The organism is Xylanimonas protaetiae (assembly GCF_004135385.1).
GTDB classification, from domain to species: domain Bacteria; phylum Actinomycetota; class Actinomycetes; order Actinomycetales; family Cellulomonadaceae; genus Xylanimonas; species Xylanimonas protaetiae.
This window is the reverse complement of record NZ_CP035493.1, coordinates 2,112,052-2,126,151: the sequence shown is the minus strand read 5'-3', so window position 1 is coordinate 2,126,151 and position 14,100 is coordinate 2,112,052. Positions and strand designations below refer to the sequence as shown.

The 14,100-nt window shown below is 73.6% G+C and carries 14 protein-coding genes; 9 read left to right on the top strand and 5 right to left on the bottom strand.

Annotated elements, in window-relative coordinates; genetic code table 11:
- Nucleotides 1-18: 18 nt before the first annotated feature.
- A complete protein-coding gene (locus tag ET471_RS09785; protein ID WP_129187902.1) occupies nucleotides 19-1,071 on the top strand; it encodes a Fic family protein in 1,053 nt (350 codons plus the stop codon).
- 28 nt (nucleotides 1,072-1,099) lie between these two features.
- Here the strand turns inward: ET471_RS09785 and ET471_RS09780 are convergent, their stop codons facing one another.
- Nucleotides 1,100-2,596 (bottom strand): XRE family transcriptional regulator, encoded by a 1,497-nt coding sequence (locus ET471_RS09780; protein WP_129187899.1) that lies wholly within the window; start codon nucleotides 2,594-2,596, stop codon nucleotides 1,100-1,102.
- Between the two features lie 181 nt (nucleotides 2,597-2,777).
- Here ET471_RS09780 and aceA point away from each other — a divergent pair, with 181 nt between their 5' ends.
- Nucleotides 2,778-4,103 carry an isocitrate lyase gene (gene aceA / locus ET471_RS09775; protein WP_129187897.1) on the top strand — a complete coding sequence of 442 codons (1,326 nt, stop codon included), beginning with the start codon at nucleotides 2,778-2,780 and terminating at the stop codon, nucleotides 4,101-4,103.
- A gap of 23 nt (nucleotides 4,104-4,126) precedes the next feature.
- Nucleotides 4,127-5,785, top strand: a complete 1,659-nt coding sequence (aceB, locus tag ET471_RS09770; protein ID WP_129187895.1) for a malate synthase A — start codon at nucleotides 4,127-4,129, stop codon at nucleotides 5,783-5,785.
- A gap of 15 nt (nucleotides 5,786-5,800) precedes the next feature.
- On the opposite strand, the gene ET471_RS09765 is transcribed toward aceB, so the two are convergent.
- Nucleotides 5,801-6,640, bottom strand: coding sequence for a DUF952 domain-containing protein (locus ET471_RS09765; protein ID WP_129187892.1), 840 nt, complete (start codon nucleotides 6,638-6,640; stop codon nucleotides 5,801-5,803).
- 33 nt (nucleotides 6,641-6,673) lie between these two features.
- Here ET471_RS09765 and ET471_RS09760 point away from each other — a divergent pair, with 33 nt between their 5' ends.
- The 6 genes from ET471_RS09760 to ET471_RS09735 all read left to right on the top strand — a co-directional run bounded on the left by ET471_RS09760 (nucleotide 6,674) and on the right by ET471_RS09735 (nucleotide 10,081).
- Entirely contained in the window at nucleotides 6,674-7,162 is a 489-nt protein-coding gene (locus ET471_RS09760) for a nitroreductase family deazaflavin-dependent oxidoreductase (protein ID WP_129187890.1), read from the top strand.
- Nucleotides 7,163-7,182: 20 nt separating this feature from the next.
- Nucleotides 7,183-7,425 carry a CopG family transcriptional regulator gene (locus ET471_RS09755; protein WP_129187888.1) on the top strand — a complete coding sequence of 81 codons (243 nt, stop codon included), beginning with the start codon at nucleotides 7,183-7,185 and terminating at the stop codon, nucleotides 7,423-7,425.
- On the top strand, nucleotides 7,422-7,766 hold the full coding sequence (locus tag ET471_RS09750; RefSeq protein WP_129187886.1) for a type II toxin-antitoxin system PemK/MazF family toxin: 345 nt from the start codon (nucleotides 7,422-7,424) through the stop codon (nucleotides 7,764-7,766). The genes ET471_RS09755 and ET471_RS09750 overlap by 4 nt, the downstream gene beginning before the upstream one ends.
- 329 nt (nucleotides 7,767-8,095) lie before the next feature.
- Nucleotides 8,096-8,491, top strand: a complete 396-nt coding sequence (locus ET471_RS09745; protein WP_129187884.1) for a DoxX family protein — start codon at nucleotides 8,096-8,098, stop codon at nucleotides 8,489-8,491.
- 151 nt (nucleotides 8,492-8,642) lie between these two features.
- Nucleotides 8,643-9,551, top strand: coding sequence for a sulfurtransferase (locus tag ET471_RS09740; RefSeq protein ID WP_129187882.1), 909 nt, complete (start codon nucleotides 8,643-8,645; stop codon nucleotides 9,549-9,551).
- Between the two features lie 92 nt (nucleotides 9,552-9,643).
- Nucleotides 9,644-10,081: a SufE family protein gene (locus ET471_RS09735; RefSeq protein WP_129187880.1), complete on the top strand. Its 438-nt coding sequence runs from the start codon at nucleotides 9,644-9,646 to the stop codon at nucleotides 10,079-10,081.
- A 15-nt stretch (nucleotides 10,082-10,096) separates the two neighbouring features.
- On the opposite strand, the gene ET471_RS09730 is transcribed toward ET471_RS09735, so the two are convergent.
- Genes ET471_RS09730 through kdpC form a run of 3 tightly spaced genes read right to left on the bottom strand, consistent with a single transcriptional unit; the run spans nucleotide 10,097 to nucleotide 14,096 of the window.
- Nucleotides 10,097-10,786 carry a response regulator gene (locus tag ET471_RS09730; protein WP_129187878.1) on the bottom strand — a complete coding sequence of 230 codons (690 nt, stop codon included), beginning with the start codon at nucleotides 10,784-10,786 and terminating at the stop codon, nucleotides 10,097-10,099.
- Entirely contained in the window at nucleotides 10,783-13,446 is a 2,664-nt protein-coding gene (locus tag ET471_RS09725; RefSeq protein WP_280949850.1) for a DUF4118 domain-containing protein, read from the bottom strand. Before ET471_RS09725 ends, ET471_RS09730 begins: the two co-directional genes overlap by 4 nt.
- 14 nt (nucleotides 13,447-13,460) lie before the next feature.
- Nucleotides 13,461-14,096: a potassium-transporting ATPase subunit KdpC gene (gene kdpC, locus ET471_RS09720; RefSeq protein WP_129187877.1), complete on the bottom strand. Its 636-nt coding sequence runs from the start codon at nucleotides 14,094-14,096 to the stop codon at nucleotides 13,461-13,463.
- Between the last annotated feature and the right edge of the window lie 4 nt (nucleotides 14,097-14,100).

Below are 14,100 nucleotides of genomic sequence, written 5' to 3'. Positions count from 1 at the left end.
TTGATTCATTTGGAGGCCATGGCTGTGACAACTTTCCTCCCGAGCCGGCCCGGCCGTGGACGCCCGTCACGCGACGCGGTCTACCGGCGCTTCGCCGACGCCATCGACGAGCTGGCGAACTACGGGGGCCTCCCCAAGCCGCACGAGGCGAAGAAGCTCTGGGACGACCTCTGGGCGCTCGAGGCACATCACTCCACGGCGATCGAAGGCAACACCCTCGTGCTGCGCGAGGTCGAGAAGCTGCTCCAGGAGGGCCGGGCTGTCGGCGCCAAGGAGATCAAGGACTACCTGGAGGTCCTCGGATACGGCGACGCCGCGACCTGGGTCTATCGTCAGGCCGTCCAGCCTGACGCGTGGACCCACGACGGCCTGGTCGCCGTCACGGAGGTGCGCCGCATCCATGCCACGGCCATGGAGAAGGTCTGGCAGGTGGCGCCGCACCCCGACGCGACCTCCGCGGAGGGTCCCGGATCCTTCCGCCAGCACGAGATCATGCCCTTCGGCGGGGGGATGCAGCCGCCCACCCACCCCTTGGTGGCATCGGAGCTATCGGCATGGGTCGACGAGGCCAACGCCGTGGGTGCCCGCGTCCGCGCAGGGCTGATGCCGGTCTCACAGGTTCCTGAGGCGCTCGCCGCACTGCACCGCCGGTTCGAGTGGATCCACCCGTTCATCGACGGGAACGGCCGCACCGGCAGGCTCGTGCTCAACCTGCTGCTCGTGCGCCTCGGGTGGCCTCCGGCCGTCATCATGAAGGATCAGCGCAAGCGGTACCTCACGGCGCTCGACCGGGCAGACAACGGCGACTTCGGCCCGCTCGCCGAGATCATCGCGCGCTGCGTCGTCGACTCCCTGCACCGGCTGATCCCGAACATCGCCGGCCCCGCCAAGTACGTCCCGCTCGAGGCGCTGACGGACACGGGACTCAGCCTCGTGGCGCTTCGCCAAGCCGCCACCCGGGGTCGCCTCGAGGCAGTGATCGGGCCGGACGGCAGGTACCGGTCGTCACGGGTTGCCGTGGAGGAGTACAAGGCTTCCCGGTACCGCCGCTCTCCCGACGCCCACGCCTGACGCTCGCCTCGTCGACGGACGGTCGTGGTCACGCCGGGGCGTGGCGGTCCAGGAACTCGTAGACCTCCGTCTGGTCCACGCCCGGCATCGCGCCCTGGGGCAGCGCGGCGAGCATCGAGGCGTGCGGGCGGGCGCTGGGGAAGGCCTGCCCGGCCCACCGCTGCGCGAGCGGCGCGGGAGGCAGCCGGCAGCAGGACTCGTCCGGGCACCGCGAGGTGGCGCGGGCCGTCGTCTCGCGCCCGAGGAACCACTTGACCTGCGCGTACGGCACCCCGACGGACACCGAGAAGAGCCCGTCCGGGGTGTCGCTCACGCGCGACGTGCACCAGTACGTGCCCGTCGCGGTGTCGGTGTACTGGTAGTACGGGGCGAGCCGGTCGGGCACGCCGAACACCACGCGGGCCGTCCAGTGCTTGCACACGTACTGGCCCTCGACCGTGCCGAGCGCGTCCGTGGGAAACCGCACGCCGTCGTTCTCGTAGGCCTTGTGGATCACCCCGGACTCGTGGACCTTCATGAAGTGCACCCCGATGCCCAGGTGCTTCGTCGCGAGGTTCGTGAAGCGGTGGGCGGCGGTCTCGTAGGAGACGGCGAAGGCGTCGCGCAGGTCCTCGATGGAGATGGCCCGCTGCTCCTTGGCGGCCCGCAGGTGGCGCACGGCGTCGCGCTCGGGCAGCAGCAGCGCGGCGCACAGGTAGTTCGCCTCGACACGCTGACGCAGCAGCTCGGGGTAGTCGCGCGGCTCGGCATGGTCGAGCACGTGCGAGGCGAGCGCCTGGAGCAGCGCCGAGCGGGCGTCCGAGCGCCCGCGGATGCCGTTGCTGGGCAGGTAGACGCGGTGGTGGCGCCGGTCGATGACGGAGCGCGTCGAGTGCGGCAGATCCGGCACGTGGTGGATCTCGAAGCCCAGGTGGGCCGCGAGGTCGGAGGCCTGTCGCTGCGGCAGCGGCCCGCCGCGGTGCCCGACGCCGTCGAGCAGCCGCCGGGCGACCACCTCGAGGTCGGGGAACCAGTTGTCGTGCGCGCGCATGTCGTGCCGCAGCTCGGTGTTGGCGCGACGGGCCTCCTCGGGCGTGAGCGCGCGCTCCGAGTGCAGCCGCTCGAGCTCCTGGCGCAGCGCGAGGATCGCCTCGATCGCGTCGGTGGGGAGACTGCGTCCCACCCGCACGGGCTTGACCCCGAGCGCGTCGAAGAGGGGGCCGCGCTGGGTGCGTTCCAGCTCCAGCTCGAGGGCATCGCGGCGCGACGGCGGCCGGGGGTCGAGCAGGTCCTCGACACCGGCGTCGAGCGCCCGCGCGACCGCCTGGAGGCGGGCGATCGTGGGCTCGCGCCTGCCGTTCTCCAGCATCGAGACCTGCGACGGAGCCTTGTCGATGGCTGCTGCGAGCGCCTCGAGGGTCATGCCGCGCTGCGTGCGCAGGTACCGGATCCGGCGGCCGATGGTGAGCGCGTCGGGCTCGTCGGCGAGCGGCAGGGAGGGGCCCGGGGGCCGCCGGTCGAGATCTCTCGACGTCGAGATAACCATGACTCAGGGTGACAGGTGAGGCCCTTTCGCTCAAGGAGAAGAACGGCGGAACTTCTCCCCCGGGCACACTGGCGCCTGGGGCCGTGCGAGGAGGAACGTCGGGGACACGCATCCGGTGCGACTCGGTCTCACGATCGGTCGTCCGGGACCCGACCCGACGAGACGACCCGAGGAGCACCCCATGACCGCCCTCACCGAACGCCCCGCCCGCAGCGAACGCCCCGCCCGCAGTGGCGACACCGTCCAGACCGCCGACGAGCTCGCCGCCTCCTGGGCGACCGACCCGCGCTGGTCCGGTGTCGAGCGCACCTACACCGCCGCCGACGTCGTCGCCCTGCGCGGTTCGGTGACCGAGGAGCACACGCTCGCGCGCCGCGGCGCCGAGCTGCTCTGGGAGCGCCTGCACACCAGCGACTTCGTCAACGCCCTCGGGGCGCTGACGGGCAACCAGGCCGTGCAGCAGGTCAAGGCGGGGCTGCGCGCGATCTACCTGTCGGGCTGGCAGGTGGCCGGCGACGCCAACGCCGCCGGGCAGACCTACCCCGACCAGTCGCTCTACCCGGCCAACTCGGTGCCGCAGGTGGTGCGCCGCATCAACAACGCGCTGCTGCGCGCCGACCAGGTCGAGCGCCTGGAGGGCACTCGCACGGTCGAGGACTGGCTCGCGCCCATCGTGGCCGACGCCGAGGCCGGGTTCGGCGGCCCGCTCAACGCCTACGAGCTCATGCGCGGCATGATCACCGCCGGTGCGGCGGGCGTGCACTGGGAGGACCAGCTCGCCTCCGAGAAGAAGTGCGGCCACCTGGGCGGCAAGGTGCTCGTCCCGACACAGCAGCACGTCCGCACGCTCAACGCGGCGCGCCTCGCCGCCGACGTCGAGGGCGTGCCCACCATCGTCGTGGCCCGCACCGACGCCGAGGCGGCCACCCTCCTGACCTCCGACGTCGACGAGCGCGACCGGCCGTTCCTCACCGGCGACCGCACCGCCGAGGGGTTCTACGAGGTGCGCCCCGGCCTGGAGGCCTCGATCGCGCGGGCCCGCGCCTACGCGCCCTACGCCGACCTGCTGTGGATGGAGACCGGGACGCCGTCCCTCGAGCTCGCCCGCGCCTTCGCCGAGGGCGTGCACAGCGAGTTCCCCGACCAGCTCCTCGCCTACAACTGCTCGCCGTCGTTCAACTGGCGCCGCCACCTCTCCGACGCCGAGATCGCCCGGTTCCAGCGCGAGCTCGGGGCCATGGGGTACGCGTTCCAGTTCATCACCCTGGCCGGGTTCCACGCCCTCAACCACTCCATGTTCGACCTCGCGCACGGCTACGCCCGCGAGCAGATGACCGCCTACGTGCGGCTCCAGGAGGCCGAGCTCGCCTCCGAGAGCCGCGGCTACACCGCCACCAAGCACCAGCGCGAGGTCGGCACCGGCTACTTCGACCGGGTCGCCACCGCGCTCAACCCCACGGCCTCCACCCTGGCCCTGCACGGCTCCACCGAGTCGGCCCAGTTCTGAGTCCTACCCAAGGAGGCACTGCCATGACCACGCTCACCGAACGACCCATCGCCGACGCGATGTCCGGGACCTCCGTGTCCGTCACGCGGCGCGCCACCCCGCGCGACGCCGAGATCCTCACCCCCGAGGCGCTCGACTTCCTCGCCCTGCTGCACGAGCAGTTCGCCGACGACGTCGCCGAGCTCCTCGCCGCCCGCGAGCGGTACGCGCGGGCCGTCGCCGGCGGCCAGGACCCCGACTTCGACCCCGTCACACGACCCGTCCGCGACGCCGCGTGGCAGGTGGCCGGCTGCGCCGGCGCGCCCGGGCTGGAGGACCGCCGCGTCGAGATCACCGGGCCCACCGACCCCAAGATGACGATCAACGCCCTCAACTCGGGCGCCCGCGTGTGGCTCGCCGACGCCGAGGACGCCTCCGCGCCCACGTGGGAGAACGTCGTCGGCGGCCAGCTCGCCCTGCGTGACGCGATCCGCGGCACGCTCGCCGTCACCACCGGCGAGGGCAAGGAGTACCGCCTGCGGTCGACGACGCTGACCGATCTGCCCACCATCGTGTTCCGGCCGCGCGGCTGGCACCTGCCCGAGGCGCACCTGCGCGTGCAGCACCCGGACGGGGCCGTCACGGCGGCGTCGGGGGCGCTGGTCGACTTCGGGCTGTACTTCTTCCACAACGCGGCGTCGCTGATCGAGAAGGGTCGAGGGCCGTACTTCTACCTGCCCAAGCTCGAGGGGCACCGCGAGGCGCGGCTGTGGAACCGCGTGTTCGAGACCGCGCAGGACGCCCTCGGCATCCCCCGGGGCACCATCCGGGCGACGGTGCTCATCGAGACGCTGCCCGCCGCCTTCGCGATGGAGGAGATCCTCTGGGAGCTGCGCGAGCACGCCGCGGGGCTCAACGCGGGCCGCTGGGACTACCTGTTCTCGATCATCAAGAACCTGCGCACGCGGGGCCCGTCCTTCGTGCTCCCGGACCGCAACCAGGTCACGATGACGGCCCCGTTCATGCGGGCGTACACCGAGCTCCTGGTCACGACCTGCCACCGCCGCGGCGCCCACGCCATCGGCGGCATGAGCGCCTTCATCCCCGACCGGCGCCGGCCCGACGTCACGCAGCGCGCCCTGGAGAAGGTCGCCGAGGACAAGCGTCGCGAGGCCGCCGACGGCTTCGACGGCACGTGGGTGGCCCACCCGGACCTCATCGGTACGGCCCTGGCCGAGCTCGACGCCGTGCTGGGCGAGCGCCCGCACCAGGTCGACCGGCAGCGCCCCGACGTCCGCGTCGGCCAGTCCGAGCTGCTCGACGTCGCGAGCGCGGCGCGGGCGGGCGCCTCGGTGACCGAGTGCGGGCTGCGGTCCAACATCTCCGTCGGCGTGCGCTACATCGCGTCCTGGCTGCGCGGCACGGGCGCGGCCGCGCTCGACAACCTCATGGAGGACGCCGCGACAGCCGAGATCTCGCGGTCGCAGGTCTGGCAGTGGATCGCCGCTGGCGTCCGCACCGAGCACGGCCGCGTCACGCGCGAGCGGGCGTCGGCGGTGCTCGACGAGGTCCTGGCCGGCCTCGAGCGGTTCGCCGGCAACCGGTACGACGACGCGGCCGCCGTCTTCCGGGAGGTCGCCCTGGGCGAGGCCTTCCCGCCGTTCCTCACGACGATCGCGTACGACCGCTACCTGGCTGCCTGACCAGGGACCGCCCCGTCACGCCCCCGGGCGCGACGGGGCGGTCCGCGCCAGCAGCCGGAGGCCGACGTCGACGAGCTCGACGCAGCACAGGCGCTCGACCTCCTCGGGCGCGTGCCACGCGGCGAGGTCCGTCGAGCCGTCGGCCTCCGGTCGCAGTGCGCCGCCCGTGACGCGCGCTCGGTACAGATGACGGACGCCCGCGATCGGCCCGACGCCCCGCGAGACCCGCTCACGCGCGGTGATGACGATGACGTCGACGCCCACCTTGCCGTCCCGCTCGACGTCGAGACCGGTCTCCTCCCGCACCTCGCGGACCACCGCCTCCTCCGGCGTCTCGTCGCCCTCGAGACCGCCTCCCGGGAGCGTCCACAGCCCGTCGTCGGGGCCGCCCGTCAGGCGTGCGAGCAGCGTGCGGCCGGCGTCGTCGGCGACCAGGCCGTACGCGGCCTCGCGCACGTCCATCGCGGCGCGCAGCACGTCGGCCGGCTCGTCGACCTGCAGCTGCCCTCCCGCCATCCGCGCGGGCAGCGCGGCGACGACGGCGGCCGCCGGGACCCGTCCGCCGTACAGGTGCGGGTACCGCTCCTGCGCAGGGTCGGCGGCGTCGCCGACCTCGGCGCGCACCTCGATCCCGGCGTCTGCGAGGACGTCCGGGTCGACCGCGAGCAGCGTCAGCGGCTCGACGACGTCGGCGTACACGGCCGCGGCGACCCGGCCGACCTGCTCGAGGTCGAAGCTCGCGTGCACGAAGCCGACCTCGTCGACCGTGCGGCCCCGGGTGGACATCGCGTAGTGGCCGTCGGCGGCGGCCTTCTCCCAGTCGGACGTGCGGGCGAGGTGCCAGAGCGCGGGCATGGGGGTGAGTCTGCCGCGTTGTACCGTCGAGGGATGGCCAGCCCTGCGACGGCCCTCGCCCCGTGGGTGCGGCGCGCGTTCGCGGCGCCCAACGTCGTCTACGACCGCGGACTCGGCCGCCTGCTCGGGCACCGATTCCTCCAGCTCGTGCACACGGGCCGCCGAACCGGGGCGCGGCACCGCGTCGTGCTCGAGGTGCTCGGGTACGACACCCGCACGGGCGAGGCCGTGGTCGTCGCCGGGTTCGGGACGCACGCCGACTGGCTGCGCAACCTGCGCGCGGGCGGGCCCGCCTGGGTCAGCTTCGGGCGCGGGCCGCGCGCGGCGGCCTGGCGGGAGGTCGACGACCGCGAGGCCGTCGACGTGCTCCGGGCCTACGAGCAGCGGTACGGCCCCCTGCGGCCGCTGCTGCGCCGGACGCTGCGGGGCCTCGCGCGGTACGACTACCGCAGCACCGACGAGTCACGGCACCGGCTCCCGCACCGGCTGCCGCTCGTGGCGCTGCGCCCGACGCGGCGGTAGCACCGAGTTATACTCGTCGTATGAAGCCCGCGATCTTCCTGCCCGACGAACTGGGCGAACGGTTCGACGCCGTCGCGAAGGCCCACAACATGAACCGTTCCGAGTTCTTCCAGCGGGCTGGCACGCTGTACGCCGACGCGCTCGAGCGCGACGACAAGACCGCGCGCATCAACGACGCCGTGGACTTCGTCGGCGCCCAGACGGCCGCCGCCGCGGCGGCAAGTGCCCGCGCCCTCATCGACACGGGCGCGTGGGAGTGGTGACCGGACGACGCGGGGACGTCGTCTGGGTCGACTTCGGCGAACCTCGCGGCTCGGCTCCCGCGTACGTCCGCCCAGCCCTCGTGGTGCAGTCGGATCGCTACAACGACTCGCGCATCGCCACGACTGTCGTCGTCGCGATCACCTCGAACACGGCGTTGGCCCGTTTCGAGGACAACGTCTTCCTCCCGGCCGGGACGGCAGGGCTCGACCGCGACAGCGTCGTGAACGTGACGCAGGTCTTCACCGTCGACCGCTCGGCGATCGAGAGTCCCGTCGGCTCCCTTCCCGCGTCCCTGCTTGACCAGGTCGCCGACGGAGTACGAAGCGTGCTCGGCATCTGACCGGCGCCCGCGTCCTTCCGGCCATACGGCCGGCAGAGCAACCGGGCGTCACGGAGCCGTTCCTCGACGTCGCCGAGGTCAGGCTCGGTATAGGGCGGCGGCATCTCCTCAGGCAACGGCTTGTGCCCCCGACCGCACGCAACGCCGGCGAGCCGGCGGTCAACGCCACGCGGCCAGCAGGTCGGCACATCTGGCTCGCGTCTCGCGGGTGGTCCTCGCGACGCGCCCGCACCGGATCTGGCTCCGCCGGGGCGTGGGCGCTACCTTGCGAGCGTCCGGACGACGACGTCCGATCCGCAGCGGGCTCCGGCCCCACGAGGGGAGCACTCATGAACGTCGCGCTCTGGGTGATCGCAGGGCTGCTCGCCGCCGTCTACCTCACCGTCGGGTGCGTGAAGCTGCTGCGCGGCAAGGCCCTGGAGCACCGGATGCCCTGGGTCGAGCAGTTCCCGGACGTCGTGGTGCGGTTCATCGGGCTGTGCGAGATCGCGGGCGCCCTGGGGCTCGTGCTGCCGCAGGCCACCGGTCACCTCGTGTGGCTCACACCGGTCGCGGCGGCGGGCCTGGCGCTGCTCCAGCTGCTCGCGGTCGTCGTGCACACGCGGCGCGGAGAGACCCAGCAGCTCGGGGTCAACGTGGTGCTGCTGGTGCTCGCGCTCGTGGTCGCGGTGGGCCGCTTCGCGGAGTGGACGACGGCGAACGCGACGCTCCCGCCCACGCCGTGAGCCCAGCCCTTCGAACATCACGTCCGGATACTGAGACCTCGACCAGATTCCGGACAGTTCGGGCTGACACCGTGGTTGTGTGAGGACCGGGCGACCGACGGAGGCCGTCCCTGGGTTTCCACCCATGACCGCACGCATCGCAGGAGATCCCATGCCCGCACCGCTCGACCCGTCGCCCCGCCTCGCCGAGTACGCCCACCCGGACCGCCTGGTCACCACCGAGTGGCTCGCGGAGCAGCTCGCGGCGGGCACGACCGACCTCGTCGTCGTCGAGTCCGACGAGGACGTGCTGCTCTACGAGACCGGCCACATCCCCGGCGCCGTGAAGATCGACTGGCACACCGACCTGCTCCAGCCGGTCGAGCGCGACTACCTCGACGGCGCCGGCTTCGCCGCGCTGCTCGGTTCCCACGGCATCGGCCGCGACACGACCATCGTGCTCTACGGCGACAAGAACAACTGGTGGGCCGCGTACAGCGCCTGGGTGTTCACGCTGTTCGGCCACCAGGACGTGCGCCTGCTCGACGGCGGCCGCAACCTCTGGGCCGCCGAGGGCCGCGAGCTGACCACCGACGTCACGGCGCCGGAGGCCGTCGAGTACCCCGTCGTCGAGCGCGACGACGTCACGTTCCGCGCCTTCAAGGAGGACGTGCTCGCCCACCTCGGCCACGGCCCGCTCGTCGACATCCGCTCCCCGCAGGAGTACACGGGCGAGCGCCTGCACATCCCGGACTACCCGGAGGAGGGCGTGCTGCGCGGCGGCCACATCCCCACCGCGCGCTCCGTCCCGTGGGCCACCGCCGTCGCCGCGGACGGCACGTACAAGCCGCGCGCAGAGCTCGAGGCGATCTACCAGGCGGGCGGCCTCGGCATCACCGCCGACGACGCCGTCATCACCTACTGCCGCATCGGCGAGCGCTCCTCGCACACGTGGTTCGCGCTGCACTTCCTGCTCGGCCTGGAGAACGTGCGCAACTACGACGGCTCCTGGACGGAGTGGGGCAACGCCGTCCGCGTCCCGATCGTCGCGGGCGCGGAGCCGGGCGAGTACGCGGCCTGAGCCCTTCTGACCGGCAGTTCGTCGTCTGACCGTGCGCCCGGGCGCACGGTCAGACGACGAACTGCCGGGCTGCTCCTGACAGACTGGACGACATGACCTCCCCCGCACTGCCCGACGCCCTCGCCGAGATCCAGGAGAGCTTCCTCGAGCTGGGCGAGCGCGACCGGCTCCAGCTCCTGCTGGAGTTCGCCAACGAGCTGCCGCCCGTGCCCGAGCGCTACGTCGCGGCCCCCGCGCTGCTCGAGAAGGTCGAGGAGTGCCAGTCGCCCGTGCGCGCGTTCGCCGAGATCGAGGCCGACGGCGTGCACTTCTACGCGACGGCGCCCGCCGAGGCGCCGACGACGCGCGGGTTCGCGTCGATCCTCGCGCAGGGCCTCACGGGCCTCACGCCGCAGCAGGTGCTCGACGTCCCCGACGACTTCGCGATGACGATCGGCCTCAACCGGGCGGTGAGCCCGCTGCGGCTGGGCGGCATGACGGGGATGCTGACGCGGGCGAAGCGCCAGGTCCGCGAGCAGCTCGCGCGCTGACGTCGGGCGGCGGCTTCACGGCTCGAAGCGGTAGCCCGCCCCCGGGTGCGTGAGGATGTGCCGCGGGTGCGCCGGGTCCTGCTCGAGCTTGCGGCGGAGCTGCGCCGAGTAGACGCGCAGGTAGTTCGTCTCCGACGAGTACGCCGGACCCCACACCTCGTGCAGCAGCTGCTGACGCCCGACCATGCGGCCCCGGTGGCGCACGAGCACCTCCAGGAGCCCCCACTCCGTGGGGCTCAGGCGCACCTCCTCGCCCGACCGGGTGACCGTGCGGCGGGCCAGGTCGATGACGAGGTCGCCCGCCTCGATCACGGGCTCGTCCGGCTCCGCGGCCGGCGCACCGCGCCGCACGGCCGCGCGCAGGCGCGCGAGCAGCTCGTTCATCGCGAAGGGCTTGGTCACGTAGTCGTCGGCGCCGGCGTCGAGCGCGTCCACCTTGTCCTCGCCGAGCTGCCGCGCGGACAGCACCACGATCGGCACGTGCGACCAGCCGCGGATGCCCTCGATGACGTCCAGCCCGGCGATGTCGGGCAGGCCCAGGTCGAGCACGACGACGTCGTGCCGCGCCGACGACGCCGCGTCCAGCGCCTCGGTGCCGTTGTGCGCCACGGTGACGTCCCAGCCGTGCGCCTTGAGGTTGATGGCGAGCGCCCGGGCCAGCGCGGCGTCGTCGTCGACGACGAGGACGCGGTTCCCGGGGGTCATCGGGCCGGCTCCTCGGAGGCGGGCTGATCGGAGGCCGGCTGCTCGGGCGCGGCCTCGACCGGCATCGGCGCGGCCGCCGTCGGGACCGTCACCACCATCGTCAGGCCTCCCCCGGGCGTGTCCTCCGCGACGATGCTCGCACCGACCGCGGTCGCGAGCCCGTCCGCGACGGCGAGGCCGAGACCCAGGCCCGTGCCCGACGTGTCCCCGAGACGCTGGAACGGCTGGAACATGCTCCCCTTCCGGTCGTCCGGGACACCCGGGCCCGTGTCCACCACGCGCACGACGACGCCGTCCGGCGCCCGGCCCGCGCTCACCCGCACGCGCGAGCCCGCGTGCCGCACCGCGTTGGACACGATGTTCGCGACGACGCGTTCGAGCAGCCCCGGGTCGGTCGTGACGAGCGGCAGGTTCTCGGGCACGTCGAGGTCGAGCGCGGCGAGCCACGGCTCGACGGCCTGGAGCACGACGGCCTCCAGCGACGCCTCGCGCAGCACGGGCCGCACGGCCCCGGTCTGGAGGCGGGACAGGTCGAGGAGGTTGTCGATGAGCCGCTCGAGGCGGCCCGTCGACTCGGACAGCGTGTGCTCGAGCGCCTCGGTGTCCTCGGGGTCGAGCTCGACGTCCGGGCTGGTCAGGCCGTCGACGGCGGCGCGGATGGAGGCGAGCGGCGTGCGCAGGTCGTGCGAGACGGCGGCGAGCAGCGCGGTGCGCGTCGCCTCGGCCTGCTCGAGCGCGTGCGCCTTGAACGCCGCCTCGCGCAGCTTGCGGTGCTCGAGCACGAGCCGGGCCTGGGCCCCGAACGCCTCGACGGCCTGCCGGTCGCGCGCCGGCAGGGCCCGCCCCACGAGCATGAGCCGGTGGTCGCCGTCGATCGTGACCTCGGAGACGTCGTCGTCGGCGCGGTCCGGGGACGCCGAGGATGCCTCCGCGACCTCCACCCACGGAGACCGGTCGGACTCGCGGACCTCGAGGCGCACCTCCCGCAGCGCGAACGTCTCGGCGAGGCGGGCGACGACGGCCTGCGCGGTGTCCTCCCCGGACAGCACGGACCGCGAGAGCGCGGCGAGCGTCGACGCCTCGGCGCGCGCCTGGTACGCCTCGCCGGTGCGCCGCGCGGCCTCGTCCACGACGCGCGCGACGGCCACGGCCACCACGACGAAGATGCCCAGGGCCAGCAGCTCGGACGACGACGCGACCGTGAACTGCCGCACGGGTGCGACGAAGAAGAAGTTCAGGCACAGGAACGAGGCGAGCGCCGCGACGAGCGCGGGCCACATGCCGCCCACGATCGCGACGCCCACGACGACGGCCAGGAAGAACAGCAGCGGGGACGAGAGGTCCTTCGGCGCGTGGTCCACGACGAGCAGCAGGGCGGTCAGCGCCAGCGGCGCGAGCACGGCCCCGGCGAAACCGAGCGTGCGTCGCGTGGTCGACAGCGCGGACCAGCGCGAGCGGGACGGCACGCCCGCCCCGGCGGCCTCGTGCGTGACGAGGTGCACGTCGATCGTGCCGGACAGCCGCGCGATCTCGGCGCTCGTCGAGCCGAGGAGGGCCTGCCGCAGCCGCGAGTGCCGCGAGACGCCGACGACGATCATCGTCGCGTTGACCCCGCGCGCGAAGTCGACGATCGCCGCGGGCACCTCCTCCCCGACCACGGTGTGGAAGGTCCCGTCGAGCGACTCGACGAGCGCGCGCTGCGCGGCGATCGTCGCCGGGGTCGCCGAGGGGAGCCCGTCCGTGGGCAGCACGTGCACGGCCACGAGCTCGGACCCGGCGGCACGCTGGGCGATGCGCGCCCCGCGCCGGATGATGGTCTCGGTCTCGGGCCCGCCGGTGACGGCGACGACGATGCGCTCGCGCGCCGGCCAGGTCCCGGTGATGGCGTGGTCGGAGCGGTAGCGGGTCAGGGCGTCGTCGACGCGGTCGGCGAGCCACAGCAGCGCGAGCTCGCGCAGCGCGGTGAGGTTGCCCTCGCGGAAGTACGCGCCGAGGGAGGCGTCGATCTGCTCGGGCCGGTAGACGTTGCCGTGCGCGAGGCGGCGGCGCAGCTGCTGCGGCGAGAGGTCGACGAGCTGGATCTGGTCGGCGTCGCGCACCACCTGGTCGGGCACGGTCTCGCGCTGCCTGATCCCCGTGACGGCCTCGACGTCGTCGGTGAGCGACGCGAGGTGCTGCACGTTGACGGTGGTGACGACGTCGATGCCCGCGTCGAGGAGCTGGTGGACGTCCTGCCACCGCTTGGCGTGCGCGGCCCCGGGCGCGTTGGTGTGGGCGAGCTCGTCGACGAGCACGATGGCGGGATGCCGTGCCAGGACGGCGTCGACGTCCATCTCGGTGAGCGTCGTGCCGCGGTACTCGATGGTGCGTCGCGGCACGATCTCGAGGCCCTCGAGCTTCGCGACGGTCGCGGGGCGGCCGTGCGTCTCGACGATGCCGACGACGACGTCGGCGCCGCGGAGCCGGCGGCGTGCGGCCTCGTCGAGCATCGCGAACGTCTTGCCGACGCCCGGCGCGGCGCCCAGGTAGACCATGAGGCGGCCACGTCGCGGGGCGTCGTCGTCCGCGCGGGCCGGCCGGGCAGCGCCGACCCCCCGCTCGGGAGAGGAGGCCTCTCCCGAGCGGGGGGCGGGGTCGCCGGGGCGGTGGAGTTCCGTCACAGGCTGATCGTCTCTCACCCGAGGTGGTCGAGGGCGAGGTTCAGCGCCAGCACGTCGACCCGCTCCTGGCCGAGCACCCCGAGCGGGCGGCCCGCGGTGTGCTCCTCGACCAGCCGCTGCACCCGCTCCACGGGGAGGCCGCGGGCCTGGGCGACCCGGTCGACCTGGATCGCCGCGTAGGCGGGGCTGATGTCGGGGTCGAGGCCCGAGAAGGACGCCGTGACCGCGTCCGCGGGGACGTCCGCCGGGGCGACGCCGTTCTCGGCGGCCACCTGGGCGCGACGCTGCTCGACCGTCGCGGCGAGGTCCGTGCTCTGCGGACCGAGGTTGGAGCCGCCTGAGGCGAGGGTGTCGTACCCGTCGCCGGCCACGGACGGGCGGGGGTGGAACCACGCGTCGCCGTCGAAGCCCTGGCCGACGAGCAGCGAGCCGACCGCCTGGGAGCGGTCGGTGGTGCGCTCCCCGGACGCGGTGACCAGCGAGCCGTCCGCCCGCCACGGGAAGGCGAGGTGGCCCACGCCCGTCATGGCCAGCGGGTAGGCGAGCCCCAGCAGCACCGTGAGCACGAGGAGCACGCGCAGCCCGGCGAGGCCGTGCCGCCAGAGGGAGGCGAGGGTGCTCGCCGTCGAGGTCGTCGAGATCGTGGACATGTGG

Bases quoted from the DNA above. Each gene is read 5' to 3' on its own strand.
- ET471_RS09785 (WP_129187902.1), top strand. From the start codon at position 19: ATGGCTGTGACAACTTTCCTCCCGAGCCGGCCCGGCCGTGGACGCCCG.
- ET471_RS09780 (WP_129187899.1), bottom strand. From the start codon at position 2,596: ATGGTTATCTCGACGTCGAGAGATCTCGACCGGCGGCCCCCGGGCCCC.
- aceA (WP_129187897.1), top strand. From the start codon at position 2,778: ATGACCGCCCTCACCGAACGCCCCGCCCGCAGCGAACGCCCCGCCCGC.
- aceB (WP_129187895.1), top strand. From the start codon at position 4,127: ATGACCACGCTCACCGAACGACCCATCGCCGACGCGATGTCCGGGACC.
- ET471_RS09765 (WP_129187892.1), bottom strand. From the start codon at position 6,640: ATGCCCGCGCTCTGGCACCTCGCCCGCACGTCCGACTGGGAGAAGGCC.
- ET471_RS09760 (WP_129187890.1), top strand. From the start codon at position 6,674: ATGGCCAGCCCTGCGACGGCCCTCGCCCCGTGGGTGCGGCGCGCGTTC.
- ET471_RS09755 (WP_129187888.1), top strand. From the start codon at position 7,183: ATGAAGCCCGCGATCTTCCTGCCCGACGAACTGGGCGAACGGTTCGAC.
- ET471_RS09745 (WP_129187884.1), top strand. From the start codon at position 8,096: ATGAACGTCGCGCTCTGGGTGATCGCAGGGCTGCTCGCCGCCGTCTAC.
- ET471_RS09740 (WP_129187882.1), top strand. From the start codon at position 8,643: ATGCCCGCACCGCTCGACCCGTCGCCCCGCCTCGCCGAGTACGCCCAC.
- ET471_RS09735 (WP_129187880.1), top strand. From the start codon at position 9,644: ATGACCTCCCCCGCACTGCCCGACGCCCTCGCCGAGATCCAGGAGAGC.
- ET471_RS09730 (WP_129187878.1), bottom strand. From the start codon at position 10,786: ATGACCCCCGGGAACCGCGTCCTCGTCGTCGACGACGACGCCGCGCTG.
- kdpC (WP_129187877.1), bottom strand. From the start codon at position 14,096: ATGTCCACGATCTCGACGACCTCGACGGCGAGCACCCTCGCCTCCCTC.